This window comes from Streptomyces smyrnaeus (genome assembly GCF_017676345.1).
Lineage (GTDB): Bacteria > Actinomycetota > Actinomycetes > Streptomycetales > Streptomycetaceae > Streptomyces > Streptomyces smyrnaeus.
The window spans coordinates 370712-393521 of record NZ_JAFFZM010000001.1; the positions used below are offsets into that span (position 1 = coordinate 370712).

The 22810-nt window shown below is 73.4% G+C and carries 22 protein-coding genes; 12 read left to right on the forward strand and 10 right to left on the reverse strand.

Features of this window, described 5'->3' with window-relative positions:
* Positions 1-61 precede the first annotated feature (61 nt).
* Positions 62-1873, reverse strand: a complete 1812-nt coding sequence (locus JW613_RS01700; RefSeq protein WP_209208884.1) for an IclR family transcriptional regulator domain-containing protein — start codon at positions 1871-1873, stop codon at positions 62-64.
* A gap of 207 nt (positions 1874-2080) precedes the next feature.
* Here JW613_RS01700 and JW613_RS01705 point away from each other — a divergent pair, with 207 nt between their 5' ends.
* From JW613_RS01705 to JW613_RS01740, 8 genes are all read left to right on the forward strand, one after another.
* Entirely contained in the window at positions 2081-2899 is an 819-nt protein-coding gene (locus tag JW613_RS01705) for a CoA transferase subunit A (RefSeq protein WP_209208885.1), read from the forward strand.
* The gene (locus tag JW613_RS01710; RefSeq protein WP_209208886.1) at positions 2899-3543 is read left to right on the forward strand and encodes a CoA transferase subunit B; all 645 of its coding nucleotides are present in this window, start codon (positions 2899-2901) and stop codon (positions 3541-3543) included. The genes JW613_RS01705 and JW613_RS01710 overlap by 1 nt, the downstream gene beginning before the upstream one ends.
* Positions 3540-4370, forward strand: coding sequence for a protocatechuate 3,4-dioxygenase subunit beta (gene pcaH, locus JW613_RS01715; RefSeq protein ID WP_209208887.1), 831 nt, complete (start codon positions 3540-3542; stop codon positions 4368-4370). Before JW613_RS01710 ends, pcaH begins: the two co-directional genes overlap by 4 nt.
* Positions 4367-5026, forward strand: coding sequence for a protocatechuate 3,4-dioxygenase subunit alpha (gene pcaG, locus JW613_RS01720; RefSeq protein ID WP_372447883.1), 660 nt, complete (start codon positions 4367-4369; stop codon positions 5024-5026). Before pcaH ends, pcaG begins: the two co-directional genes overlap by 4 nt.
* 61 nt (positions 5027-5087) lie before the next feature.
* The gene (pcaB, locus tag JW613_RS01725) at positions 5088-6482 is read left to right on the forward strand and encodes a 3-carboxy-cis,cis-muconate cycloisomerase (RefSeq protein ID WP_307865776.1); all 1395 of its coding nucleotides are present in this window, start codon (positions 5088-5090) and stop codon (positions 6480-6482) included.
* Positions 6479-7291 carry an alpha/beta fold hydrolase gene (locus JW613_RS01730; RefSeq protein ID WP_307865747.1) on the forward strand — a complete coding sequence of 271 codons (813 nt, stop codon included), beginning with the start codon at positions 6479-6481 and terminating at the stop codon, positions 7289-7291. The genes pcaB and JW613_RS01730 overlap by 4 nt, the downstream gene beginning before the upstream one ends.
* Positions 7288-8484, forward strand: coding sequence for a 4-hydroxybenzoate 3-monooxygenase (locus JW613_RS01735; RefSeq protein WP_209208889.1), 1197 nt, complete (start codon positions 7288-7290; stop codon positions 8482-8484). The genes JW613_RS01730 and JW613_RS01735 overlap by 4 nt, the downstream gene beginning before the upstream one ends.
* 64 nt (positions 8485-8548) lie before the next feature.
* Entirely contained in the window at positions 8549-8941 is a 393-nt protein-coding gene (locus tag JW613_RS01740) for a DUF2267 domain-containing protein (protein ID WP_099885372.1), read from the forward strand.
* 114 nt (positions 8942-9055) lie between these two features.
* Here JW613_RS01740 and JW613_RS01745 read toward each other — a convergent pair whose 3' ends face one another.
* The 7 genes from JW613_RS01745 to JW613_RS01775 all read right to left on the reverse strand — a co-directional run bounded on the left by JW613_RS01745 (position 9056) and on the right by JW613_RS01775 (position 16658).
* Complete coding sequence (locus JW613_RS01745) at positions 9056-9343, reverse strand: hypothetical protein (RefSeq protein WP_209208890.1); 288 nt, start codon at positions 9341-9343, stop codon at positions 9056-9058.
* A gap of 25 nt (positions 9344-9368) precedes the next feature.
* Positions 9369-10352, reverse strand: a complete 984-nt coding sequence (gene egtD / locus JW613_RS01750) for an L-histidine N(alpha)-methyltransferase (protein ID WP_209208891.1) — start codon at positions 10350-10352, stop codon at positions 9369-9371.
* Positions 10349-11104, reverse strand: coding sequence for an ergothioneine biosynthesis protein EgtC (egtC, locus tag JW613_RS01755; protein ID WP_209208892.1), 756 nt, complete (start codon positions 11102-11104; stop codon positions 10349-10351). The genes egtD and egtC overlap by 4 nt, the downstream gene beginning before the upstream one ends.
* A 40-nt stretch (positions 11105-11144) precedes the next feature.
* On the reverse strand, positions 11145-12479 hold the full coding sequence (gene egtB, locus JW613_RS01760) for an ergothioneine biosynthesis protein EgtB (RefSeq protein WP_209208893.1): 1335 nt from the start codon (positions 12477-12479) through the stop codon (positions 11145-11147).
* Entirely contained in the window at positions 12473-13990 is a 1518-nt protein-coding gene (gene egtA, locus JW613_RS01765) for an ergothioneine biosynthesis glutamate--cysteine ligase EgtA (RefSeq protein ID WP_209208894.1), read from the reverse strand. The genes egtB and egtA overlap by 7 nt, the downstream gene beginning before the upstream one ends.
* Positions 13991-14196: 206 nt before the next feature.
* On the reverse strand, positions 14197-15591 hold the full coding sequence (locus JW613_RS01770; RefSeq protein WP_209208895.1) for an MFS transporter: 1395 nt from the start codon (positions 15589-15591) through the stop codon (positions 14197-14199).
* Positions 15592-15761: 170 nt separating this feature from the next.
* The gene (locus JW613_RS01775; protein WP_209208896.1) at positions 15762-16658 is read right to left on the reverse strand and encodes a LysR substrate-binding domain-containing protein; all 897 of its coding nucleotides are present in this window, start codon (positions 16656-16658) and stop codon (positions 15762-15764) included.
* Positions 16659-16831: 173 nt separating this feature from the next.
* Here JW613_RS01775 and JW613_RS01780 point away from each other — a divergent pair, with 173 nt between their 5' ends.
* The 3 genes from JW613_RS01780 (at position 16832) to JW613_RS01790 (ending at position 19696) form a co-directional block, all read left to right on the forward strand.
* Positions 16832-18025 (forward strand): L-talarate/galactarate dehydratase, encoded by a 1194-nt coding sequence (locus tag JW613_RS01780; protein ID WP_307865749.1) that lies wholly within the window; start codon positions 16832-16834, stop codon positions 18023-18025.
* Between the two features lie 108 nt (positions 18026-18133).
* Entirely contained in the window at positions 18134-19051 is a 918-nt protein-coding gene (gene kdgD, locus JW613_RS01785; RefSeq protein WP_209208898.1) for a 5-dehydro-4-deoxyglucarate dehydratase, read from the forward strand.
* Between the two features lie 108 nt (positions 19052-19159).
* Positions 19160-19696, forward strand: coding sequence for an AAA family ATPase (locus JW613_RS01790; protein ID WP_307865750.1), 537 nt, complete (start codon positions 19160-19162; stop codon positions 19694-19696).
* A 31-nt stretch (positions 19697-19727) separates the two neighbouring features.
* Here JW613_RS01790 and JW613_RS01795 read toward each other — a convergent pair whose 3' ends face one another.
* The gene (locus tag JW613_RS01795; protein WP_209208899.1) at positions 19728-20603 is read right to left on the reverse strand and encodes an endonuclease/exonuclease/phosphatase family protein; all 876 of its coding nucleotides are present in this window, start codon (positions 20601-20603) and stop codon (positions 19728-19730) included.
* A gap of 192 nt (positions 20604-20795) precedes the next feature.
* Here JW613_RS01795 and trxA point away from each other — a divergent pair, with 192 nt between their 5' ends.
* On the forward strand, positions 20796-21185 hold the full coding sequence (gene trxA / locus JW613_RS01800; RefSeq protein ID WP_099885363.1) for a thioredoxin: 390 nt from the start codon (positions 20796-20798) through the stop codon (positions 21183-21185).
* Between the two features lie 140 nt (positions 21186-21325).
* Here trxA and JW613_RS01805 read toward each other — a convergent pair whose 3' ends face one another.
* Entirely contained in the window at positions 21326-22753 is a 1428-nt protein-coding gene (locus JW613_RS01805; RefSeq protein ID WP_209208900.1) for a carboxypeptidase regulatory-like domain-containing protein, read from the reverse strand.
* Positions 22754-22810: the final 57 nt, after the last annotated feature.

Below are 22810 nucleotides of genomic sequence, written 5' to 3' on the forward strand. Positions count from 1 at the left end.
GACCACCGGGCAGTTGCCCGCCGGTTCCTGTGGTCGAGGCCGTCGGGCGGGCGGGGGCGTGTCAGGGGGCGGCCGTCGGGTGGTGTTCGGTGGCGGCTGTCAGGTCGGTTTCGATGCGGCCGGCCGTGGCGCGGAGTTCGGGGAGCACCGTGTGGCGGAGGTCCTCCCGGGTGCGGTGGGCGGCGTGGGCGGCGACGTTGAGGGCGGCGACCACGCGGCCGGCGCGGTCGCGCAGCGGTACGGCGACGGAGCGCAGTCCGTCCTCCAGCTCCTGGTCGACCAGGGCGTACCCGTCACGCCGTACGGCGTCCACGGCGGCGGTCAACTCGGGCAGGCCGGTGAGGGTGCGGCGGGTCAGCGGGGCCGGGGCGGAGTGCGCCAGCCGGTCCGCGGCCCGGGCCGGCGGCAGGCCCGCCAGCAGGACACGGCCCATCGCGGCGGCGTACGCGGGCAGCCGGGTGCCCACCCCGAGGTCCACGCCCATGACGCGGGTGGCGGCGACCCGGGCCACATAGCGGATGTCCGTGCCGTCGAGCACGGCGATCGAGGCGGAGTCGTGCACTCGGCGTACCAGGTCGGCCAGGTGCGGGGTCGCCAGCCGTTCGAAGGTGAGCCCCGCCTGTGCGGCATGCCCCAGCTCCAGCACGCGCGGCAGCGGTATGAAGCGGCTCTCCTCGCTCCCCGTACCGACGTAGCCCAGATCCCGCAGCGCGTGCAGCAGGCGCCGCGCGGTCGCCCGCGACAATCCGGTGGCCGCCGCGACCTGGGAGAGCGTCATGCCGCCGGGCACGCGCAGTGCGGCCAGGACGGCGAGGCCCCGGGCCAGCGACTGGAGGAAGTCCGGGCCCAGTTCGTCCTTGGCGGCACGCAGCGCCGCGGCGTCGGTGAGGGGCTGCGCGGCAGTCGCGGGTGACGGCGGCGTCGGCGGTGGCGGCCCCTGCGCGGCGGGCGGTGCGGCGGGGGCGGCCAACCGTTCGCTCATGGCCGCGGCGCAGGCCCGCAGCCGGGGGAGGGCGTGCGCGGTGAGGCTGTCGGCCGTATGGCGGCTGGTGTGGCTGACGACGCTCACGGCACAGACCACCGTGCCGTGCGGTCCGTGAACGGGCAGCGCGACGGCCACCAGCCCCGGCTCGACGAGTTGGTCGTCCACGGCCACCCCGGTCCGGCGTGCATCGGCGACGCGCGCTGCGAAGTCGGCCTCGGTCCCAGGGTTGGGCGCGGTGCGGCGGGCGCGGTGCGGCCGGGCGGGCGGAAGGGCGAGGAATCCGGTGGCGTGCGGGTCGACTTCGAGGCGACGGCGCCAGCGCTCCCACGCCTCCTCGTCCCAGTCGGCGGCGAACAGGGCGCCGGGGGCGCAGCGCTCGGCGGGCAGCAGATCCCCGATGTGGAAGGTGACGGCCATCGCCCGGCGTCTGGGGCACTGGACGACGAAGCGGGCACCGTCCCGGTCGGGTACGGCGACCGAGACCGACTCGTCCAGTTCGTCGGCGAGTCGGTGGGCCGGCTCTCCCAGCGCCTCGGTCAGCCCGCTCGCCGTCAGACAGGCGTTGCCGAACTCCAGTGTGCGCGGGGCCAGCTGGAGGTCCTGTGCCTCCGCGCGCAGATGGCCGAGGTGGGTGAGGGTCGCGGCGATCCGGTCCAGTGTCGCGCGGGCCGTACCGCAGGTGCGGGCCAGTTCGGCGCGGCTGAGCCGTCCGCCGGGCTGCTCCGCCAGTACCCGGATCACCGCCAGTCCTCGTTCCAGCGTCGCCACGGACTGGCCACCTCGTGCGGGCTGCGCGCCGTCTGCGTGCCCGCGTCGTCCGGTACCGGGTTCCGCCACCGCGGCGCTCCGGGTGCGCTGTTGGTGCGGGGGCGGAGGGGTGGGGGGCATGGGAGCTCCGGGTGGGTGCGGGGCGGGTGCGGCGGGGTGTCGGGCGGTTTCCTCGGCGGCGTCGCTGCGGCTGCGGCTGCGGCTGCGGCTGCGGCTGACGCACGGTATCGGGCATTGACAAGGGTGGTCGGCGGGACGAGACTCACCGGGCGCTCGGGAATGAACCATAGTTCACTCTGCGAACACCGAGGGAGGGGCCGGAACCGCATGGACAAAGTGGTGGCCACGGCCGCGGAGGCGGTGGCGGACGTCCGGGACGGCTCGACGCTCGCCGTCGGAGGGTTCGGCCTCAGCGGGGTGCCGGCGGTGCTGATCGAGGCCGTCCGCGCACGAGGAGTACGCGCTCTCGGCGTCGTCTCCAACAACTGCGGGGCGATGGGCACCGGCCTGGCCCGGCTGCTGGCCGACGGCGCCATCGCCCGCGTGACCGGCAGCTACATCGGCGGCAACAAGGAGTTCGCCCGCCAGTACCTGGACGGTGAGATCGAGCTCGAACTCATCCCGCAGGGCACTCTGGCCGAGCGGCTGCGCGCGGGAGGTGCGGGCATCCCCGCCTTCTACACACCCGCCGGCGTGGGCACGCTGGTCGCCGAGGGCGGGTTGCCCTGGCGGTACGACGGGCACGGCGGGGTCGCCGTGGCCTCACCGGCCAAGGAGGTCCGCGAGTTCGACGGCGTCCCCCATGTGCTGGAGCGCGCCATCAGGACCGACTTCGCGCTGGTCCGGGCCGCGCGCGGGGACCGGCACGGCAATCTGGTCTTCGCCAAGTCCGCCCGCAACTTCAACCCGCCGGCGGCCATGGCGGGCCGGATCACCGTCGCGGAGGTCGAGGAACTGGTCGAGCCGGGCGACATCGACCCGGACCATGTGCAGCTGCCCGGGATCTTCGTGCAGCGCGTCGTGGCCCTCACTCCCGGGCAGGCCGCCGACAAGAGCGTGGAGAAGCGCACCGTACGGAACGAAGCGAAGCAGTACGAGGCGAAGGACACCGCGAAGGACGCCGCGAAGCGGAAGGCGGAGCGCTGATGGCCTGGACCCGTGAGCAGATGGCGGCGCGCGCAGCCGCCGAGTTGCGCGACGGCGAGTACGTCAACCTGGGCATCGGCCTGCCGACCCTGATACCCGGCCGGCTGCCGACCGGTGTGCAGGTGACCCTCGAATCGGAGAACGGCATCCTCGGCACCGGTCCCTACCCAGCCGAGGAAGAGATCGACCCGGACCTGATCAACGCGGGCAAGGAGACCGTCACGGTGCTGCCGGGCGCGTCGTACTTCGACTCGGCGCTCTCCTTCGCGATGATCCGCGGCGGCCACATCGACACCGCCGTGCTCGGCGCCATGCAGGTCTCCGCGCGGGGTGACCTCGCCAACTGGGCCGTTCCCGGCACGCTGGTCACCGGCATCGGCGGAGCCATGGATCTGGTGCACGGCGCCCGGCGCGTCCTGGTCATCATGACGCACACCGCCAAGGACGGCAGCCCCAAGCTGGTGGCGGAGTGCTCGCTGCCGCTCACCGGGCGCGGCTGTGTGGACCGGGTCGTCACCGACCTGGCCGTCCTCGATGTCACCGGCGACGGTCTCGTGCTCGTCGAGCGTGCGCCCGGGGTCGCCGTGGCCGATGTGCTGGAGAACACCGCGGCCGAGGTGCACGTCCCGGAGGGAGTCCGATGAGCACCCCGCCCACCCAGACGGACATCGACGCGGAGATCGCCACCGCCCACGCCCGGGCGCAGGAAGGTACGCGGCCCCAGGGACGCACCCGGGCGCAGACACCGGCGCAGTCGCCGATTCGCACGCGGGTCGCCGGGCCCGAAGCGCGCCACCACCCGCCCCGCGACTTCCCGCCGTACCGCAGCAGCGCCCTGCGCTTCCCCCGGCAGCGGCCGGTGCCGTTGAGCGACCCGGAGGCCGTGGAGCTGACCGGACCGGTCTTCGGCGTCACCGACGTCACGGCGCTGGACAGCGATCTGACGCGGCACCACCAGGGCGCGCCGCTCGGGGAGCGCATCACCGTCAGCGGGCGGGTGCTCGACCGGCTCGGCCGCCCCGTACGCGGACAGCTGGTGGAGGTGTGGCAGGCCAACGCGTCCGGCCGCTACGCCCACCAGCTCGACCAGCACCCGGCGCCGCTCGACCCCAACTTCACCGGTTTCGGCCGGTGTCTGACCGACGACGAGGGCCGGTACGCCTTCACCACCGTCAAGCCCGGCGCCTACCCGTGGCGCAACCACACCAACGCCTGGCGGCCCGCGCACATCCACTTCTCCGTCTTCGGTGAGGCCTTCGCCCAGCGGCTGGTGACGCAGATGTACTTCCCGGGGGACCCGCTCTTCCCGTACGACCCGATCCTGCAGTCCGTCACCGACCAGGCGGCACGCGACCGCCTGGTCGCCGCCTGGGACCACACGCTGACGGTGCCCGAGTGGTCGCTGGGCTACCGCTGGGACATCGTTCTGGACGGCCCGGCCGCCACCTGGTTCGAGGAAGGGCGGGAATGATGACCGAACTGCCGCACGCGCGCGACGAACTGCCGCGCACGCGAGGACCACAGCCGCACACGCGCGACGCGCTCTTGCCGCCCACCCCCTCGCAGACCGTCGGCCCGTTCTACGGCTACGCGCTGCCCTTCCCCGGCGGCGGCGACCTCGCACCCGCCGGAGCCCCTGCGACGCTCACCGTCCACGGGCAGGTGTACGACGGTGCCGGGGTTCCCGTACCGGACGCGCTGATCGAGATATGGCAGACCGACCCGGCGGGCTCCACCGCGGGAGCACCCGGCTCGCTGCGCCACGACCCGGTCACCGGGAACGTCGTGGGCCGCGACGGGGTGCGCTTCACCGGATTCGGCCGGGTGCCGACCGACGCCGACGGCCACTGGACGGTCCGCACCCTGGCGCCCGGCGCGCCCCGGCCCGGCGCCGTGCCGTACCTGTCGGTGCTGGTCTTCGCGCGCGGGCTGCTCCACCATCTGCACACCCGTATCCACCTGCCGGAGCACGCCGAGGCGTTGGCGGCGGACCCGGTGCTCGGTGCCCTGCCGCCCGAGCGCCTCGGCACCCTGCTCGCCACCCGGGAGCGGGAACGGCTCTACCGGTTCGACATCCGCCTCCAGGGCGAGAAGGAGACGGTCTTTCTTGACTTCCCCGTCGGCTGACCGCACACCCACCGACGCCGCCGGCCGCGTCCCCGGTCAGGGCGCCGACGACGGCGCCGACGTGGGACTGCTCTCCCCGGTGCGGGCCGGCTCACCCGCCGAGGCCGCCACCGGTGACGCCGCCTTCCTCCAGGCGCTGCTGGACGCGGAGGCAGCACTCACCCGGGCCCAGGCCCGGCTCCGACTGGCGCCCGCGGCAGCAGCGACGGCCGTCACCGAGGCGGCCGAAGCGGCGCGGTACGACGTGCGGGAGCTGGCGCTGCGGGCCCGCGCGGGCGGCAACCCGGTCATCCCGCTGGTCGCCGAGCTGACGGCGGCGGCCGGTCCTCGGGCGGACGGTCACATCCACCGGGGCGCCACCAGCCAGGACATCATGGACACCGCGGCGATGCTGGTCGCGCACCGTACGCTCGGGCTGCTGCTGGTGGACCTGGACCGCACCGCGGCGGCCCTCGCCGAACTGGCGGCCACCCACCGGGACAGCGCGCTGCCGGGCCGCACCCTGACCCAGCACGCGGTACCCACCACCTTCGGGCTGAAGGCCGCGGGATGGCGGTCGCTCGCCCTCGACGCATGGCGGCGCCTGTCGGCCGTGCGGGAGACGCTGCCCGCGCAGCTGGGCGGAGCGGCCGGCACGCTGGCCGCTTTCGAGGGTTACGCCCGAAGCTGCGCGGGGCAGCAGGCCCCCTCCGGCACGGCACTGCGGCTGCCGGGCGTCTTCGCCGAGGAGACCGGCCTGGCCGAGCCGTCACTGCCCTGGCACACCTTGCGCACTCCCGTCGCCGACCTGGCCGCCGCGCTGGCGCACACCACCGGGGCGCTGGGCAAGTTCGCCGCCGATGTACTGGTGTTGGGCCGTACCGAGGTGGGTGAGGTGGCGGAGGGCGGCGGCAGCGGCGCCGGCGGCTCGTCAGCCATGCCGCACAAGGCCAACCCGGTGCGCGCCACCCTGGTCACGGCAGCGGCCCGGCAGCTCCCCGCCCTCGCCGGGACGCTGTTCGGCGCGCTCGTGGCGGAGGACGAACGGCCGGCCGGAGCCTGGCACAGCGAGTGGCAGTGCCTCCGCGAAGCCCTCCGTCTGACCGGTGGAGCCGCCCGGTGCGCCGCCGAACTCGCCGAGGAGTTGCGGGTGCGGCCCGAGCGGATGCGGGAGAACCTCGCGCTGACGCACGGCCGGATCCTCTCCGAGCACGCCGCGGTCGCGCTGGCCGCGTACGTGGGAAGAGAGCGGGCGAAGTCCCTGGTCGGCGACGCGGCGGCCCGCTCCGCCGCGTCGCGGGTGCCGCTGGTCGACGTACTGCGCGAGCTGCCGGAGCTGGCGGACGTGGCGGAGGACGTCTGGCAGGAGCTGAGCGATCCGACCCGCGCCACGGGGTGCGCGGCACAGCTGGCGGACCGTGCGTCGGCCCGGCCCCCGGTCCCGTGGGCCGAGCAGGCTCCCGGGGAGGAACCGTGACCCTGCTCCACCACCGTCTCGACGGCCCGGCCGACGGAGTGCCGCTGATCCTCGGGCCCTCCCTCGGCACCTCGCTCGCCGTCTGGGAGCCGCAGCTGCCCGCGCTGGCACGCCACCACCGCGTGCTGCGCTACGACCTGCCCGGGCACGGCGGCTCCCCCACCGATGTCCTGGCCGACCCGGCGCCCGGCCGAACCACCGTGGCCGAGCTGGCCGCTCATGTGCTCGCACTCGCCGACCACCACGGCTGGGGCGGTTTCCGCTACGCGGGCATCTCCCTCGGCGGCGCCCTCGGCACCCAGCTCGCCGTGCACCGCCCCGGGCGCGTCGACTCGCTGGCGCTGGTGTGCTCCTCAGCCCGGTTCGGCGAGCCGGACGGCTGGCGGGAGCGGGCAGCGCTGGTGCGCGCCGCGGGCACCCGGGCGCTGTTCGGCGCCACTCCGGGGCGCTGGTTCGCCGACCCGGCCACCGCCGCCACCGGTATCGGCAGTCGGCTGCTGGCCGATCTCGCGGCGGCCGACTCCGCCGGCTACGCCGCCTGCTGCGACGCGCTGGGCGCCTTCGACCTGCGCGCCAAGCTGCACCGGGTGGCCGCGCCCACGCTGGTCGTCGCCGGCAGCCGCGACCCGGCGACCCCGCCCGCGCACGCCCGCGAGCTGGCCGAGGGCATCCCCGGCGCCTCTCTCGTCGAGATCGAGGGGGCCGCGCATCTGGCCGGTGTCGAGCGGAGCGACGCGGTCACTGCGGCTCTGCTGGACCACTGGGGGCCGGCCGACGGCCGCACCGACGAAGGAGCTGTGCGCATATGAACCCTCCCCGTCATACACAGGTGGCCGTGGTCGGCGCGGGCCCGGCGGGGCTGCTGCTGGCCCTGCTGCTCCGGCGGAGCGGTGTCGACTGCGTCGTACTGGAGAGCCGGGACCGCTCGTACGTCGAGCAGCGGCAGCGGGCCGGGATCCTGGAGCAGAGCACCGTGGACACCCTGCGCCGGGCGGGCGCAGCAGCGCGGCTCGACCGCGAGGGGCTGCCGCACGACGGGATCGAACTCCGCTTCGGCGTGCGCCGTCACCGCATCGACTTCCCCGCCCTCACCGGGGGCCGACGGGTATGGGTCTACGCACAGACCGAGGTCGTCAAGGACCTGGTGGCGCTCCAGTTGCAGGAGGGCGGTCCGCTGCTGTTCGAGGCACCGGTGCGGGCCGTCACCGGCGCCGCGGCGGACGCCGACCACTGCACCGTCCACTACCTGCACCGGGGCCAGGAGACGACGCTGACCTGCGACTACGTCGTCGGCTGCGACGGGCACCACGGCGTGGTGCGGCGTGCCGCACCCCAGGGTGCGCGCAGCGTCCACGAGCGCACCTTTCCGTACTCGTGGCTGGGCATCCTCGCCGAGGCACCGCCCTGCTACGACGAGCTCGTCTACGCCCATTCCGAGCGGGGCTTCGCACTGGCCAGCATGCGCTCTCCCGCGGTCAGCCGGCTCTACCTCCAGGTGCCGAACGGCACGGAGCCGGACGCGTGGCCTCACGAGCGGATCTGGGAGGAGCTGGACGCCCGCTTCGGCGCCGACCGGACGTGGCGGCTCAACCGCGGCCCGATCACCCGGAAATCGGTGCTGCCGATGCGCAGTTCGGTGACCGAGCCGATGCGGTTCGGCCGGGTGCTGCTCGCCGGGGACGCCGCGCACATCGTCCCGCCGACCGGCGCCAAGGGGCTCAACCTGGCCGCCTCCGACGTGACGGTCCTCGCCCGTGCTTTCGTACATTTGTACGAAACGGGCTCGGCGCAGCTGCTCGACAGCTACTCGGACACCTGTCTGCGGCGGGTGTGGCGGGCCGAGCACTTCTCGCACTTCATGACCACGACCCTGCACATCGCACCGGGTCAGTCCTCCTTCGACACCCGCCTGCAGCTGTCCCAGCTGGACCGGATCGCCACCTCACCGCACGCCGCCGCGGAACTGGCGGAGAACTACACCGGGCTGCCGACCGGCCCATAGATGCGCCGGAAGGGGGTACCGCGTGACGGGAGAGCACCGGTCCAGCGGTACGAAGGAGCTGACCATGAGGTACGACGAGTTCCTGGCCCAGGTCCGCGAGCGAGGCGAGTACCAGAACCGGGCGGAGGCCGAAGAGGTCACCCGGGCGGTACTGAGCGTCCTCGCCTCCCGGATCACTCCCGTCAAGGCGCAGGAGTTGGCGGCCCAGCTGCCCGGTCCGCTGGGTCCGGTCGTGGCGGAGGCCGGGGAGGACCCGGCGGAGACGTACGGCGTCGAGCAGTTCTGCGCCCATGTCGCCGAGCGCACCAACGCGCGGCCCCGCACCGCCGAGTGGGACGCCAGTGCGGTGCTGTCGACACTCGCCGAAGCCGTCTCCGGTGGCGAGCTCAACCAACTGCTCAGCCAGCTGCCCAGCGGTTACGCCGCGCTGTTCGGCAAGGTCGAGCTGAGCCGGTGACCGGGCGCCGAAGGAGCAGGGCGCGCCATGGGGTGTGCCCGTCGCCCCTTCCGCCCGGCCGCTGACCTCGCGGCTGCCCGCCGGCCGGCGGACGGACGGAGACCGGCCCCCGCCTCAGGCGTCGCCGGGAAGGGCGGCGAGAGCCCGGTCGATCCCGGCCAGGATGCGGACCGCGTCGGCGGCGTCCGTCTCGACACCGACCGTGACACGCGCGCCGGGCAGCCGCGCGTCGGTGACGTACAGCTGCCCGGCGCAGCCGCTGCCGGGCCCGGAGGCCCACACCGCGGTGCGGCTGTCCCGGTCCACCTCGGCCGGCAGCCCCCGTCGGCGCAGCTCCTCGGTGACCTGGGCGAAGACCGCGTCGGCGTCCCCGGCAACGGTCGTGGTCTGCTCGTACCTCACCCCCACAGGATGCGCACGGCGGCCCTCACGACGCGACCGGAGCGGGCACGGCGAGGCTGAGGGCGAAGCGGTGTGCGGGGTCGGTCCACCAGCGGTGCAGTCGCAGCCCCGCGGCGGCGAGCTCGGCGCGCACGCCCTGCCTGCGGAACTTCGCCGACACCTCGGTACGCAGTTCCTCCCCGGCCCGGAAGTCGACGCTCAGGTCGAGGGCGGGCAGCTTCGCACTGAGGGCCCGGCGGGCCCGCAGCCGCATCTCGATCCACTCGTTGTCGCTGTCCCAGGCGGCGACGTGGGCGAAGTCGTCCGGGTCGAAGTCGGCGCCCAGCCGGCCGTTGAGGACGTGCAGGACGTTCTTGTTGAAGGCGGCGGTGACGCCGTCCGGATCGTCGTACGCGGCGACCAGCGTCGCGGGGTCCTTGACCAGGTCCGTGCCCAGCAGCAGGGCGTCGTGCGGACCCAGGCGGGCCCGCAGCGAGGCGAGGAACCGGGCCCGTTCGGCGGGCAGCAGATTGCCCACGGTGCCGCCGAGGAAGGCGAGCAGCTTGGGCTCCGGGCACGGCGGCAGCGGCAGCCGCTGCTGGAAGTCCGCGACCAGGGCGTGCACCGTCACCCCGGGGTGGTCGGCGAGCAGCGCGTGCCCGGCCTCGGCCAGCGCGGACTCGCTGACGTCGACGGGCACATAGGTCAGCGGGGGGCCGAGCGCGCTCAGCAGCAGCCGGGTCTTGTACGAGGACCCCGAGCCCAGTTCGACCAGGGTGCGCGCCTCGGTGAGCCGGGCGATCTCGGGTGCGGACTCCCGGAGTATGTGAGCCTCGGTGCGGGTGGGGTAGTAGACGGGGAGCTCGGTGATCTGTTCGAACAGCTCGCTGCCGCGTGCGTCGTAGAACCACTTGGGCGGCAGCGTCTTGGGGAAGCGGGTCAGCCCCTGGGTGACGTCCGAGGCCAGTGCGGCGTCAGTGGCGTTCGCGGGCAGGGTGCGGGTGAGGGTGAACCGGGAGTTCGAGGTCACGCGTGAGACTCCTTCAGGGCGGTCAGCTCGATGCCGCCCGGATCGCCGGTGAGCAGATGTGCGTCGGGGACCGGCCGCCAGCCCGGGTCCGCGTCGTGCGGTTCGGACGCGACGGTCAGGGACGTACCGGCCCTCAGCAGGTACCAGAGGGTGTCGCCGCAGGCGGTGGCGGCGAGCGTACGGCCGTCGGTCAGCAGGAAGTTGCAGCGTGAGCCGGGGGCGGCCGCGGTCAGCTGGGCGGCTGCCTCGGCCAGCGCGGGGCCGGGTCCGGCGCCCGCCCGCAGCAGGTGCCCCACCAGCGCCCAGGCCAGCGCCGAGTCGCAGCGCGCCTCCAGACCCAGCAGCTCGTCCGGCGGCAGCGCGGCCGCGATCCGGGCGACGGACGCGGGCCAGCCGGACAGGGCACCGTTGTGGCTGAAGAGCCACGGCCCCGCGGTGTAGGGGGCCGCTGCCGCCTCGCCTGCCGCACAGCCGGTCGTCGCGTCCCGTACGGCGGCCACCAGTGCCGACGACCGTACGACCCGGCACAGATCGGGGAAGAAGCCGTCCGCCCAGATCGGCCCGGCCCGCCGGTAGCGGGCGGGCAGCGGATCGCCGTCGGCGTACCAACCCACCCCGAAACCGTCGGCGTTGACGGTGCCGTGCCGCTGTCGGCGCGGGGCCCACGACTGGCGGTGGAGCGAGTGGGGCGGCGCCAGCAGCAGCTCCCCCAAGGGCCGGGCGGGGCCCAGATGGGCCAGATGGCGGCACATCAGCGGCTGCCCGTCGCTCGGTTCGGCGTACCCGGGGCGCTCACGCCGACTCCTCCGGCGCGGGGGTGCGCGCGGTGCGGAACCCGGCGAAGATCTGCCGGCGCACCGGATGGTCCCAGTTGCGGAACGTCGCCCGGGCGACCACCGGGTCCGTGCCGAAGCAGCCGCCGCGCAGCACCTTGTAGGAGGGGCCGAAGAAGACTTCCGAGTACTCCCGGTAGGGGAAGGCGGTGAAGCCCGGGTAGGGCGCGAAGTCGCTGGACGTCCACTCCCACACCTCCCCCATCAACTGCCGCACCCCCAGCGCGGAGGCGCCGTCGGGGTAACCGCCCACGGGGGCGGGGCTCAGGTGCCGCTGGCCCAGGTTGGCGTGGTGGGGTTCCGGGTCGGCACCGCCCCAGGGGAAGCGGCGGCTGCGCCCGGTGTCCGGGTCGAGACGGGCCGCCTTCTCCCACTCGGCCTCGGTGGGCAGCCGCCGCCCCGCCCACCGCGCGTAGGCGTCGGCCTCGTACCAGCTGACGTGCATCACCGGCTCCGCCTCCGGTACGGGTTCGCGCACCCCGAAGCGGCGGCGCCACCAGCCGCCCTGCTCCTGCCGCCAGAACAGCGGCGCCCGCAGCCCGTTGCGGCACACATGGTCCCAGCCCGCGGGCGTCCACCAGCGGGAGTCGGCGTAGCCGCCGTCCTCGATGAAGCGCAGATAGGCTCCGTTGCTGACCGGGAGGGTGTCGATGCAGAAGGCCGGCAGCTCCCGGCGGTGGGCGGGCCGTTCGTTGTCCAGCGCCCACGGCTCGTCGTCGGTGCCCATGGTGAAGGGCCCGCCCGGGACGAGCACTTCCCGCGGCAGCGCCGCCGTCCCGGTGGGCGCCGCGGGCGGTGGCGGCGCGGTCAGCGCTGCCGGGCCGCGCCGCAGCTGGTGGGTGATGAGCATGGTCTCGGCGTGCTGCTGCTCGTGCTGGGCGATCATGCCGAACGCGAAGCCGTCCGCCACCAGCGGGCGTCCTTCCAGCTGTGCGCGCTCCAGCACCCGGAAGGCGTCCCCGCGCACCTTCGCCAGATAGGCGCGGGCCTCGTTGGGCGGCAGCAGCGGCAGCGAGGGGCGCTCGGCGCGCGGGTGCTCGAAGGCGTCGTAGAGCGAGTCGATCTCGGGCCGTAGCGGCGCCCGGCCGCCCACGGCCCGCAGCAGCCACTGCTCCTCCTGGTTGCCGATGTGGGCCATGTCCCACACCAGCGGGGACATCAACGGGGAGTGCTGCGCGGTGAGTTCGGCGTCCTCCACACAGTCGGAGAGCGCCAGTGTGCGGGTACGGGCGCGGGTGAGGGCATCGAAGGCGTGGGCGCGCAGCGCGGCGCGCCCGTGGGCAGCGGTCACCACGGTTCTCCCTGCTGTCCGGGGGCGGTCTCGGGCGGTCCTGGTGCGGGACCGCCGTCAGGCGGGGCGGGCCCGGCCGGCGTGGCCCCGAGCGGGTCGGGCCGGCCGGCGGTGGCCGTCCGGTCGTCGGCGTCGGGCCGGTCGTCGGCCGGGCAGCGGCCGGGTACGACATAGCGCGCGGTGAACTCCTCGACGGCGGCCCGCACCCGGCGGCCCGCACCCAGCCGGGGCAGTGCCCGGCGGGCGAGGTCGAAGCAGTCGCGGGCCGCGGCGTGCAGCTCGGGGTCGGTCAGTGCGTCCCGGGCGGCGCGCTGCCACAGGGAGTTGCGCGGGGCCGGCCCCACGGTGGCGAGGTCGGCCAGCGGCTTGACGACGCGATAGGCGCTCTCGCTGGCCTGGGCGTCGTCGAACAGCGCCGTGGTCACCGCGAGGGGCACGATCCAGCCGTCCTCACCGGGCTGGGCGTCGATCATCCGCAGCTCCAGGTGTCCCCGGGGGCGTACGGGTGGGAAGAGGGTGGTCAGGTGGTAGACGAGGTCGTCCAGCCGGGGCGGCCGGAGCCGGTTGTGGCCGGGTCCGGTGCGGGCGCTGCGCCGGATCCACTGCCGGAACGTCATCCCGTCGCGGGGCACCGTCCACGGGCCCTGTGCCGAGCGGACGCACAGCAGCGGCGCGTCCAGCGCGTACCGCGCCCACGCCGCACGCGGGTCGCCGTCGCTACCGGGCGGTGCGAGGTTGCGGTAGCCGTCGAGCGCGGCCCATACGCCCTGCCGCGCCGAGCGCCATCCGGACCAGGGCCCCTCGACGGCCGGTGAGTTGGCGAACGCCGCCGTGAGCACGGCGCCCAGCAGATGCGCCAGCAGCCAGCGGCGGCCCAGGCCGAACGGTCCCGGCTCGGCCGTACCCGCGTCGAGGCAGATCTGGACGGAGGCGGAGGAGCACATCATCGCCCGCCCTGCCGGGCCGGTGCGGTCGAAGTACGTCTCCATGGCGCGATAGCGCCGGTCCTCCAGCAGCCGGAGGGGAGGGCGGGTGTCGAGCCCGTGGCCCAGGAGTGCGATGCCGTGCCGGCGCAACTGTTCGCGGGCGGCGGCGAGATCCGCTGAGACGGCCCGTACGCAGGCGGCGAGGGAGGTGGCCGGCTGGGAGCTGAACTCCAGTTGCCCGCCGGGTTCGAGGGAGATCGCTGAGGTGAGCGGTACGCCGCGGAGCGCGGCGGCGGCTGTGCGCAGGGTGCCCGCCCCGACCCGGGCCCCGGCCCGGTCCTGGTGGGAGGGCTGCGGCGCTGCGGTTCCGGTGGGCCAGGGAGACGGTGTCGGGGCCCCGGTGGGCGGAGGGTGCGGTGCGGTGTGCGGGGGTCCACCGTGCGGTGGCGGCAGCGGGCGGACCAGCCATTCGAGTTCGACGCCGACGCGGCGCGGTGGTCCCGTCTTGAAACAGATGCCGTGTACGTACGCGAGTGCTGCCGCCTCACTCAGCGGTTCGACCGCGTGTTCGTCTCCGGTGCCGGTCATCGTCCGCCGCCCCTTCGCCGAGCCGTTGCTGTCCCTGCTGTCCGGCTGTCCCTGGTGTCTCCCGGGCGGAACGCGGGCTGCCGCTCCACCCACCCAAGCCGCTCCCCATTCCCGCCCGGGAGAACACCTCATCGGCTGCCGCACCGTAAGAATTCAGCCGCCGCACAATCGCCCGCGGCACAGGCCTCCGGGCGGTGCGGGCGGGGTCACAGCTCGGTGAGTTCCATCCGGCGGATGTCCTTGACGATGACCAGATAGCTGACCACGGCCATGGCGGCGCAGGCGCTGACGAAGACGAGGGCCAGGTCGAAGGAGCCGGTGGCGTCGATGAGGTAGCCGATGACCAGCGGGGTCAGGATGCCGGCGAGGGCGCCGAAGGTGTTGAAGACACCGCCCGCGAGGCCGGCGATCTGTTTGGGCGAGACGTCGGACATCACGGCCCAGCCCAGGGCGCCCAGGCCCTTGCCGAAGAAGGCGAGGGACATGATGAGCACGACCAGCCAGGAGGCGGACACGTAGTTGCAGATCAGGATGGTGGTGGACAGCAGCAGTCCGGTGATGACGGGTATCTTGCGGGCCGTGGTGAGGCTGAGGCCGCGCCGGGCGAGCTGGTCGGAGAGGAAGCCGCCGAGGACGCCGCCGGTGAAGCCGCACAGTGCGGGCAGCGAGGAGACGAAACCCGCCTCCAGGATGGTCATGCCGCGATCCTGCACCAGGTAGACGGGGAACCAGGTCAGGAAGAACCAGGTGATGGTGTTGATGAAGTACTGACCGACGAAGACGCCGAACATGGTGCGGTTGCGCAGCATCGCCTTGATGTGGGCGAGGTTCTGCCTGCCGGTCGTTGCGGCCTCGGCCCGGGTCGTCTCCCGGGGTGTCGGCGCGTCCATGTCGACGACGGCGCCGCCCGCCGCGATGTGTTCGAGTTCGGTGCGCTTGAGGCGCGGGTGGCTGCGCGGCGGGTGGATGACCCTGGTCCACACCAGCGCCAGCACCACGCCCAGTCCGCCGATGACGGTGAAGACGTGCTCCCACCCCATGGTGACGACGAGCCAGCCCATCAGCGGGGCGAAGGCGACGGTGGCGAAGTACTGGGCCGAGTTGAACAGCGCGGCGGCGAGTCCCCGCTCCTTGGTGGGGAACCAGGCGGCGACGATACGGGAGTTGCCGGGAAAGGACGGGGCCTCGGCGAGGCCCACCACGAAGCGCAGGATGAACAGCAGCACCACGGCGGCTCCGGCGAAGAAGCCGATGGCGCCCTGGGCCATCGTGAACACCGACCAGAGGAAGATCGCCGCTCCGTAGACCTTCTTCGATCCGTAGCGGTCCAGCAGCCAGCCGCCGGGTATCTGGGCGATGAGGTAGGACCAGGAGAAGGCCGAGAAGAGCACGCCCAACTCGCCCGAGCTGATGTGCAGATCCTTCTGCATCGAGTCGCCGGCGATCGAAAGGGTGGAGCGGTCGGCGTAGTTGATGGTGGTGACCGTGAACAGCATCGCCAGGATCAGATATCTCAGGCGGCCTGCCGTGCGGGGGGCCGCGGAGGTCGCGGCGGCGGGGGCGGGGGTCACCGGCTCGTCCTGGCGGTCGAGAGCGGGCATGGGTCAGTCTCCTAGACCGTGGGATTGCGGCTGCGCTGCCGCGGGTGGTCCTGCCGTGCGTGTGGTCCAAGCCACAGGTCCGGCGGCTGAGGACTGACCGTAGGTTCGGTCTCCATTCCCGTCCATTGTGAATTTTGTTGTCTGCGATACCTTCCTTGAAGGATCGGGTGCTACGGCTGTGACTCCTGGGGTCCCAGTTGTCGCAACAGCGAGTGCAGCGCCGGGTTGTCGTTCTTCTCGTGCCACACCAGGTTCAGCTGGACCGGCTCGGGGTTCGGCAGCGCCAGCGGCTTGAAGGTGATGCCCGCATGCCGCATCCGGGCCGCCGTCTGCGGCACCAGGGCGATGCCCCAGCCCACATCCACCAGGGCCAGGATGCTGTGGATCTGACTGAGGTACTGGGTGAAGACGGGGGTGACCTGTGCCGCCCGGAAGATGCTGATCAGCAGCTCGTGGAAGTAGCGGGCCTCGATCGGCGAGTACATCAGGAAGTCCTGGCCGTCGAAGTCGCCCACCTCCAGGTCCCCTTCCTTGGCGGCCAGCGGGTGGCCGGTCGGCAGCGCGGCCAGCAGGCCCTCGCGCCCGGCGGGCCGCAGCCTCAGTTCGGGGCCGACCGCGGCCGGCCGGATCAACCCCAGATCGAGCGACCCCTCGGTGAGCGCCTCCAACTGGTCGCGGGTGACCAACTCGCGCAGGACGACCTCGACGCCGGGCATGGCACTACGGGCCACGTCCAGCAGCGAACCGAGGGCCGAGTGGGCGCTGGCGGCGGTGAAGCCGATGGCCAGCGCGCCCGCCTCACCCGTCGAGGCCTGCCGTACGGCGAGCGTGGCGTGCTCGGCCTGCCGCACGATGCGGCGGGCCTCGTGGAGGAAGGAGCGCCCGGCGGGCGTCAGCCGTACGGACCGGTTGGTGCGGTCGAGCAGTTGGACGCGCAGCTCGTTCTCCAGCAGTTGGATCTGCCGGCTCAGCGGCGGCTGGGTCATCCGCAACCGCTCCGCGGCCCGCGTGAAGTGGAGCTCTTCGGCCACCGCGATGAAGCTCGTGAGTTGTGCCAGGGTGAACAACGATGCCGTCCCGGTATGGTCGTATCCAAAACTTATGTTGGACGTGGATCAATCGCCGACCCTAGCTTCGGAGGCGGTCGACGGCGAGCCCCGGCTCCGCGCACAGCAGCGGCAGCGCTGCCCGCCACCGGCCCGCAAGCCCGAACCACCTCACACCCCAGGGACACACAGTGGTGACCACGACGCCCCTCTCGACCTCCGATACGGCAGGCCACGCGGCGCAGCGCGCCGACGCGGCGACCGGGGACAGGATTTCCTGGGTCCGACTCTCCTCGGTGCTCCTTCCGCTGGCCACCCCGGTCAGCGACGCCAAGGTCCTCACCGGGCGGCAGCGGCCCATGACGGAGGTGGCGTTCCTGTTCGCGGAGATCGCCACCGAGGAAGGCCACCAGGGCATCGGCTTCAGCTATTCGAAGCGGGCCGGTGGCCCGGGACAGTTCGCGCACGCCAGTCAGATCGCCGACCAACTGCTGGATGAGGACCCCAGCGACATCGGCCGGATCTGGACGAAGCTGGTGTGGGCCGGCGCCTCGGTGGGCCGCAGCGGACTGGCCACCCAGGCCGTCGCCGCCTTCGACGTCGCCCTGTGGGATCTGAAGGCCAAGCGGGCCGGACTGCCGCTGGCCAAGCTGCTGGGCGCCCATCGCGATTCCGTACGCTGCTACAACACCTCCGGCGGATTTCTGCACACGCCCACCGAAGAGGTACTGGCCAACGCCACCGCGTCCCTGGAGGCCGGGATCGGCGGGCTCAAGATCAAGGTCGGGCACCCGGACAGCAAGCGGGATCTGGAGCGGGTGCGGGCGGTCCGCGAACACGTCGGCGACGACGTCCCGCTCATGGTCGACGCCAACCAGCAGTGGGACCGGCCCACCGCCCGGCGGATGGGCCGCGCGCTGGAACCGTTCGACCTGGTGTGGATCGAGGAGCCGCTCGACGCCTACGACGCCCAGGGCCACGCGGCGCTCGCCGCCGCGCTGGACACCCCGGTGGCGACCGGTGAGATGCTCGCCAGCGTCGCCGAACACTGGGAGCTGATCCGCCAGGGGGCGGCCGATGTCATCCAGCCCGACGCCCCGCGCATCGGCGGTATCACCCAGTTCCTGAAGCTCGCGGCGCTCGCCGAGCACCAGCAGCTGCAGCTGGCCCCGCACTTCGCCATGGAGATCCACCTCCACCTGGCCGCCGCCTACCCCATCGAGCCGTGGGTCGAGCACTTCGACTGGCTGGAACCGCTGTTCAACGAGCGGCTGGAGACCGGCGCCGGCCGGATGCACATACCCGCCCGCCCGGGTCTCGGCATCACCCTCAGCGACCAGGCCCGCGCCTGGACGCAGGCCGAGCACGAGGTCGGCAAGCGTCCCTGACCCACACGCGCCCCGACCCGGGCGCCCGCCCCACACGCGCGCCTGACCCACGCGCGCCTCCCCCGCGTCCGCCCCTCCCCGCCCCTCCGACACAGGAGCACCCCGTCCATGACGTCCTTCACCCCTCCGGAACTCGGCCGCCGGCTCGGCTCCGGGCTGCTGTCCTTCCCGGTGACGCACTTCCGGCCCGACCTCTCCTTCGACGAGGACGCCTATCGGGAGCACATCGCCCGGCTGGCCCGCCACCAGGTCGGCGGGCTCTTCGCGGCCGGCGGGACCGGCGAGTTCTTCTCGCTGACGAGTGCGGAGGTCGCCCGCGTGGTGGCGGCGGCCGTACGCACGGCACCGCAGGACACGCCGATCCTCGCCCCGGCTGGGTACGGCACCAAGGCGGCCGTCGAGTTCGCCGTGGCCGCCGAGCGGGCCGGCGCGGACGGAGTGCTGCTCTTCCCGCCCTACCTCACCGAAGCCGGCCAGGAAGGGCTGGCCCAGCACGTGGCGGAGGTCTGCCGGGCCACCTCGCTGGGCGTCGTCGTCTACAGCCGCGCCAACGCCGTCTACACCGCCGACACCCTCGTCCGGCTCGCCGACGCCTGCCCCAACCTCATCGGCTACAAGGACGGGGTCGGCGACATCGAGACCGCCACCCGCGTCCATGCCCGGCTCGGCGACCGCCTCACCCTCATCGGCGGTCTGCCCACCGCGGAGACGTACGCGCGGCCCTATCTGGAGCTGGGTGTGACCACCTACTCCTCGGCCCTGTTCAACTTCGTCCCCGAACTCGCCCTGGAGTTCTACGGCGCCGTACGCGACCGCCGCCACGAGGTCGTCTCCAAGCTGCTCACCGACTTCGTCCTCCCCTACACCGCACTCCGCGACCGGCGGCCCGGGTACGCCGTGAGCATCGTCAAGGCCGGGATGACCGCCACCGGCCACAGCGCCGGACCCGTCCGCCCGCCGCTGACCGACCTGACCGCCGACGAACTGGCGGAGCTCACCGCGCTGATCGGTCACACGAAGTGCTGATCGGCCACCTGGGGTAGGTCCGAGGGCCGGGCTGCTGAGCCAACGCGCCGGCCGGCCGCCGCCCCCTCCCGTTTGTCCGCACGGCCCCGGGGCCACCCGGAGGAGGTGGTGGAGCGGAACGCGCCGGAGAGGGGCGGCCCGGAGCTGGCCGTGCTGGTCGGGCTGCAAGCCGCCGGGAAGTCCTCCTTCCATCGGCAGCACCTCTCCGGCGAACACACCGGCGCCCGCACCGATGGGCGCACCAGCGGGCCCGTCGGCGGCCATCTGCTGGTCAGCAAGGACCTGTTCCCCCGTTCGGCCCGGAACAAGCAGCGGCGTCAGCTGCGACTGATCGACCAGGCGCTGGCGGCCGGGCAGCCCGTCGCGGTGGACAACACCAATCCCTCACCGGAGGAATGGGCGCCCCTGATCGCCCTGGGCCACGCGCACGGCGCCCGGGTGACCGCCTACTGGTTCCCGCCCGACCTCGCGGCCTCGCTGAGCCGCAACGCCGCCCGGGTCGGCCGCGCCCGGGTGCCGGACGTCGGCCTGCGGGCCACCCACCGGCGCCTGCGCAGGCCGTCCCCGGCAGACGGCTTCGACGCCGTACGAGAGGTCCGGTTCGACGGCCGTGGCGGCTTCGAGGTGCGGAACGCCGAGGGATGACCTCCCGGCCGCGCTCCGGTGCACGCGGCACTCAGCGCTGCAGGGCCCACCGGCCCGGAGGGTGGTCCGGCAGCGTGAGGTCGGCGAGCAGCCCGTAGTGGTCGCTGGCCTGCACCCCGTCCACCGGCTGCACCAGCACCCGCTCGCAGCCGGAGACCCGCAGGGTGGGGCCGTGCGAGCCGCAGCGCACCAGGATGTGGTCGATACGGCGGTCCGCCACCGCCGGCATGTCACCCTGCCGGACGAGGGGGTTGCCGGGGCCGAAGGTGGGTCCGGGTTCGCCGGGGTGCACCGCCGACCAGGCGTCCTGGAAGCAGACCCCGACACCGTCCAGCGTCTGAAGACCCCGCAGGAACCGGAGGCTCGCGGCGTCCGGCGTGGCGTCGAGGTCCCCGAGCAGGACGGTGTGACGCACGGGACGGGCGGCGGCGGCCTGCTCGGCGAGGCGGGTGGCGGCGAGGGCCTGCAGCTCCCGTTCGTGCTCGTAGTCGTAGGGCCAGCTCGGCTTGTGGTGGACCACCAGCAGCGTGCCGAACGGCTCGGGGAGCGGCAGCTCGGCGGCGACGGCTCCGCACCACTCGGTGCGCGCCGTGCGCCCGGTCACCTGGAGCGGGTCGGCCGTGACGGGGCCGAACGGCCGTCGGGAGGCCAGCACGGCACCCACGCCGTCGGCCGACCACCGAGGGTGCGGGGCGAGGTGCCAACCGTCCCCGGCGAGGGCCGGCAGCTCGTCGCGGCCCACCTCCTGCAGGGCGAGCACATCGGGGCGCAGCCGGTGCAGTTCCCGGGCCAGTACCGCCCGCCGGGCCGCCGGGTCGGCGTACTGGGGCGCCAGCACGTTCATGGTCATCACCCGAGTGCTGTGGACCCCTCCGCCCGCTGTTTCGGCCACCGCTTCTGCAGCCACTTTCGGCCACTCCCTCCGGCATCGCGTGGACAGGACCCCGTACGGGACGTGTACCCGGCGGTGCCGTCCCGGGTCCGGGTGTGTTGCCATGGCCTGTGCCGGGAACCGGCTCGGGGAATGTGGACCCCGGCACAGTTTGTTCCCCGGCGCCAGGGCGCGGCCCGCCCTGATGCCCCCATGGCAGGAGACAGCATGAGCACGATCGAGCTGACCAAGGAAAACTTCGAGGAGACGGTCTCGGAAAACGACTTCGTCCTGATCGATTTCTGGGCCTCGTGGTGCGGCCCTTGTCGCAGCTTCGCCCCGGTGTACGAGGCCGCCGCCGAACGGCACTCGGACCTGACCTTCGCCAAGGTCGACACGGAGGCCCAGCAGGAGCTCGCAGCCGCCTTCGAGGTGCAGTCCATCCCGACGCTCGCGATCATCAGGGACCGCACCCTGGTGTTCTCACAGCCCGGCGCGCTGCCCGAGGCAGCACTGGAGGACCTCATCGGTCAGGCCCGGCAGCTGGACATGGACGAGGTGCGGCGCGCCGCCGAGGCGCAGGCCGCCGCCGACGGCGCGGAGGGCGCCGGCGCCTGAGACCCCGCGCCCGCGCACACCGACGACGGCCGCCCGGCAGTGCCGGGCGGCCGTCGCGCTGTTCGGGGCCGGAGCTTCGGCCGACGTCGGGGGCGCCTGCCGCCGAACCCGCCACCCCCTCTCCCGAGGGGGCGGCCCCGCTACACCGGTACCGGCCTGGGGGCCAGCCGGAAGTCGTGACGGATCGGGTGGCCGTCGCGGATCTGGAGGCGGGCGACGGCGGCGAGGCGGTCGGGGCTGGAGGCGATCACATTGACGAACTGGTCGGGCAGGCCCGCCGCCGCGTATTCGCCGTGCTGGTCCGTGATGGCGCGCACCAGCTCCCTGCCGTGGGTGCCGGTGACCGTGATGGCGACACCGGGCAGCGGCCGGCCGTGTTCGTCGGTGACCCGTCCTGTCAGGTCGGGCTCGTGCAGGCCCGCGCGGCGGCTGTGCGGGGCCACGGCGCTGGGCCGTGGCAGCTCGAAGGAGGGGTCCTCGACCGGCGGCTCGGCGGACAGCTCGGCGGCTGCGGCCGTCTCCTCGGCGCGTGCTTCCTTGCGGGCGGCGCGCCGCTCCTTCCAGGCGCCGAGCGCGATGAGGGCGACACCGGCGAGGACCCAGGCGCAGATGACGAGGGTGTGCTGCCAGACGTCCTTGCCGTCGAAGTAGAACAGCCCGCGCAGCGCCTCGATGAGGTTGCCCATCGGCATGATCGGGTGCAGCGCCCGGAAGAATCCGGGCACCATCTGGACGGGTATCGCGCCGCCGCTGGACGGCATGCTCAGCAGGACGAACAGCCCCATGGCCACGCCCGGGAAGAACTGCTTGCAGAAGGGGACGAGTCCGTAGGAGGTCAGTGCGACCGCCTGGGTCATCAGGAAGATCAGCGGGATGGCCAGCGGCTCGTTCGGGACCACCTCCATCGAGCGCGCCACCAGGAAGGCGACGACGCTCTCCACGACGCCGATGGACACCAGGGTGACGACCTTCTTGCGCCGCCCGAGGGTGGTGGCCCGCAGCAGCATCATCACGCTGACGTAGGAGGGGATGGTGCAGGCGAGGACGAGGTAGAACAGCCCGGTGCCCATGCCGTCGCCGGGCGCCGTGGGGGCCGCCTCGTGGACCTGCAGCCGGCCGCCGCTTTGCTGTGCGACGCCGGTGAAGGTCTTCTGGAGGACGGATTCGAGCGAGTAGCCGTCGGCCTTGGCGACGTAGAGCTTCGGGTGCTCGGCGTCGGGCACATAGGCGGCGGTGGCCTCGCGGTCGGTGACCGCGTCCTGTGCGGCCCGTGCGTCGGCGACCTGGTGGATGTCGAAGGCACCGGGGCTCTTGTGTTCGAGGGCCTGTTCCAGCTGGGCGGCCGACGGTCCCGCGACGGCCACCTCCACGTGGTGCGGCACCGGGTTGTGGAAGGGCAGCAGATAGCAGACGAGGAAGCCGGTGAAGAAGAACGCCGGGAACCACAGCGTCTCCGCCAGGGTGCGTACGGTCGCGCGGAGCGTGGAGGTACCGCCTCCCGTGCTCTCCGGGTCCGCCTTGCCTTTCGCGTGTGCCGTGTTTCCGGCGTTTTCCGCGTTTTCCGCCATGGACAGGGTCCGCCTCCTCGACATGTGCAGCAGCCGGTCCGGTCTCCGCCGCGATGC

What these genes read in the sequence shown, in the direction of transcription:
- JW613_RS01770 (WP_209208895.1), bottom strand. Translation starts at nt 15,591, where the DNA reads ATGCCCGCTCTCGACCGCCAGGACGAGCCGGTGACCCCCGCCCCCGCC.
- pcaH (WP_209208887.1), top strand. Translation starts at nt 3,540, where the DNA reads ATGAGCACCCCGCCCACCCAGACGGACATCGACGCGGAGATCGCCACC.
- JW613_RS01740 (WP_099885372.1), top strand. Translation starts at nt 8,549, where the DNA reads ATGAGGTACGACGAGTTCCTGGCCCAGGTCCGCGAGCGAGGCGAGTAC.
- egtA (WP_209208894.1), bottom strand. Translation starts at nt 13,990, where the DNA reads ATGACCGGCACCGGAGACGAACACGCGGTCGAACCGCTGAGTGAGGCG.
- JW613_RS01735 (WP_209208889.1), top strand. Translation starts at nt 7,288, where the DNA reads ATGAACCCTCCCCGTCATACACAGGTGGCCGTGGTCGGCGCGGGCCCG.
- trxA (WP_099885363.1), top strand. Translation starts at nt 20,796, where the DNA reads ATGAGCACGATCGAGCTGACCAAGGAAAACTTCGAGGAGACGGTCTCG.
- JW613_RS01710 (WP_209208886.1), top strand. Translation starts at nt 2,899, where the DNA reads ATGGCCTGGACCCGTGAGCAGATGGCGGCGCGCGCAGCCGCCGAGTTG.
- JW613_RS01805 (WP_209208900.1), bottom strand. Translation starts at nt 22,753, where the DNA reads ATGGCGGAAAACGCGGAAAACGCCGGAAACACGGCACACGCGAAAGGC.
- JW613_RS01705 (WP_209208885.1), top strand. Translation starts at nt 2,081, where the DNA reads ATGGACAAAGTGGTGGCCACGGCCGCGGAGGCGGTGGCGGACGTCCGG.
- JW613_RS01700 (WP_209208884.1), bottom strand. Translation starts at nt 1,873, where the DNA reads ATGCCCCCCACCCCTCCGCCCCCGCACCAACAGCGCACCCGGAGCGCC.
- kdgD (WP_209208898.1), top strand. Translation starts at nt 18,134, where the DNA reads ATGACGTCCTTCACCCCTCCGGAACTCGGCCGCCGGCTCGGCTCCGGG.
- egtC (WP_209208892.1), bottom strand. Translation starts at nt 11,104, where the DNA reads ATGTGCCGCCATCTGGCCCATCTGGGCCCCGCCCGGCCCTTGGGGGAG.
- pcaG (WP_372447883.1), top strand. Translation starts at nt 4,367, where the DNA reads ATGATGACCGAACTGCCGCACGCGCGCGACGAACTGCCGCGCACGCGA.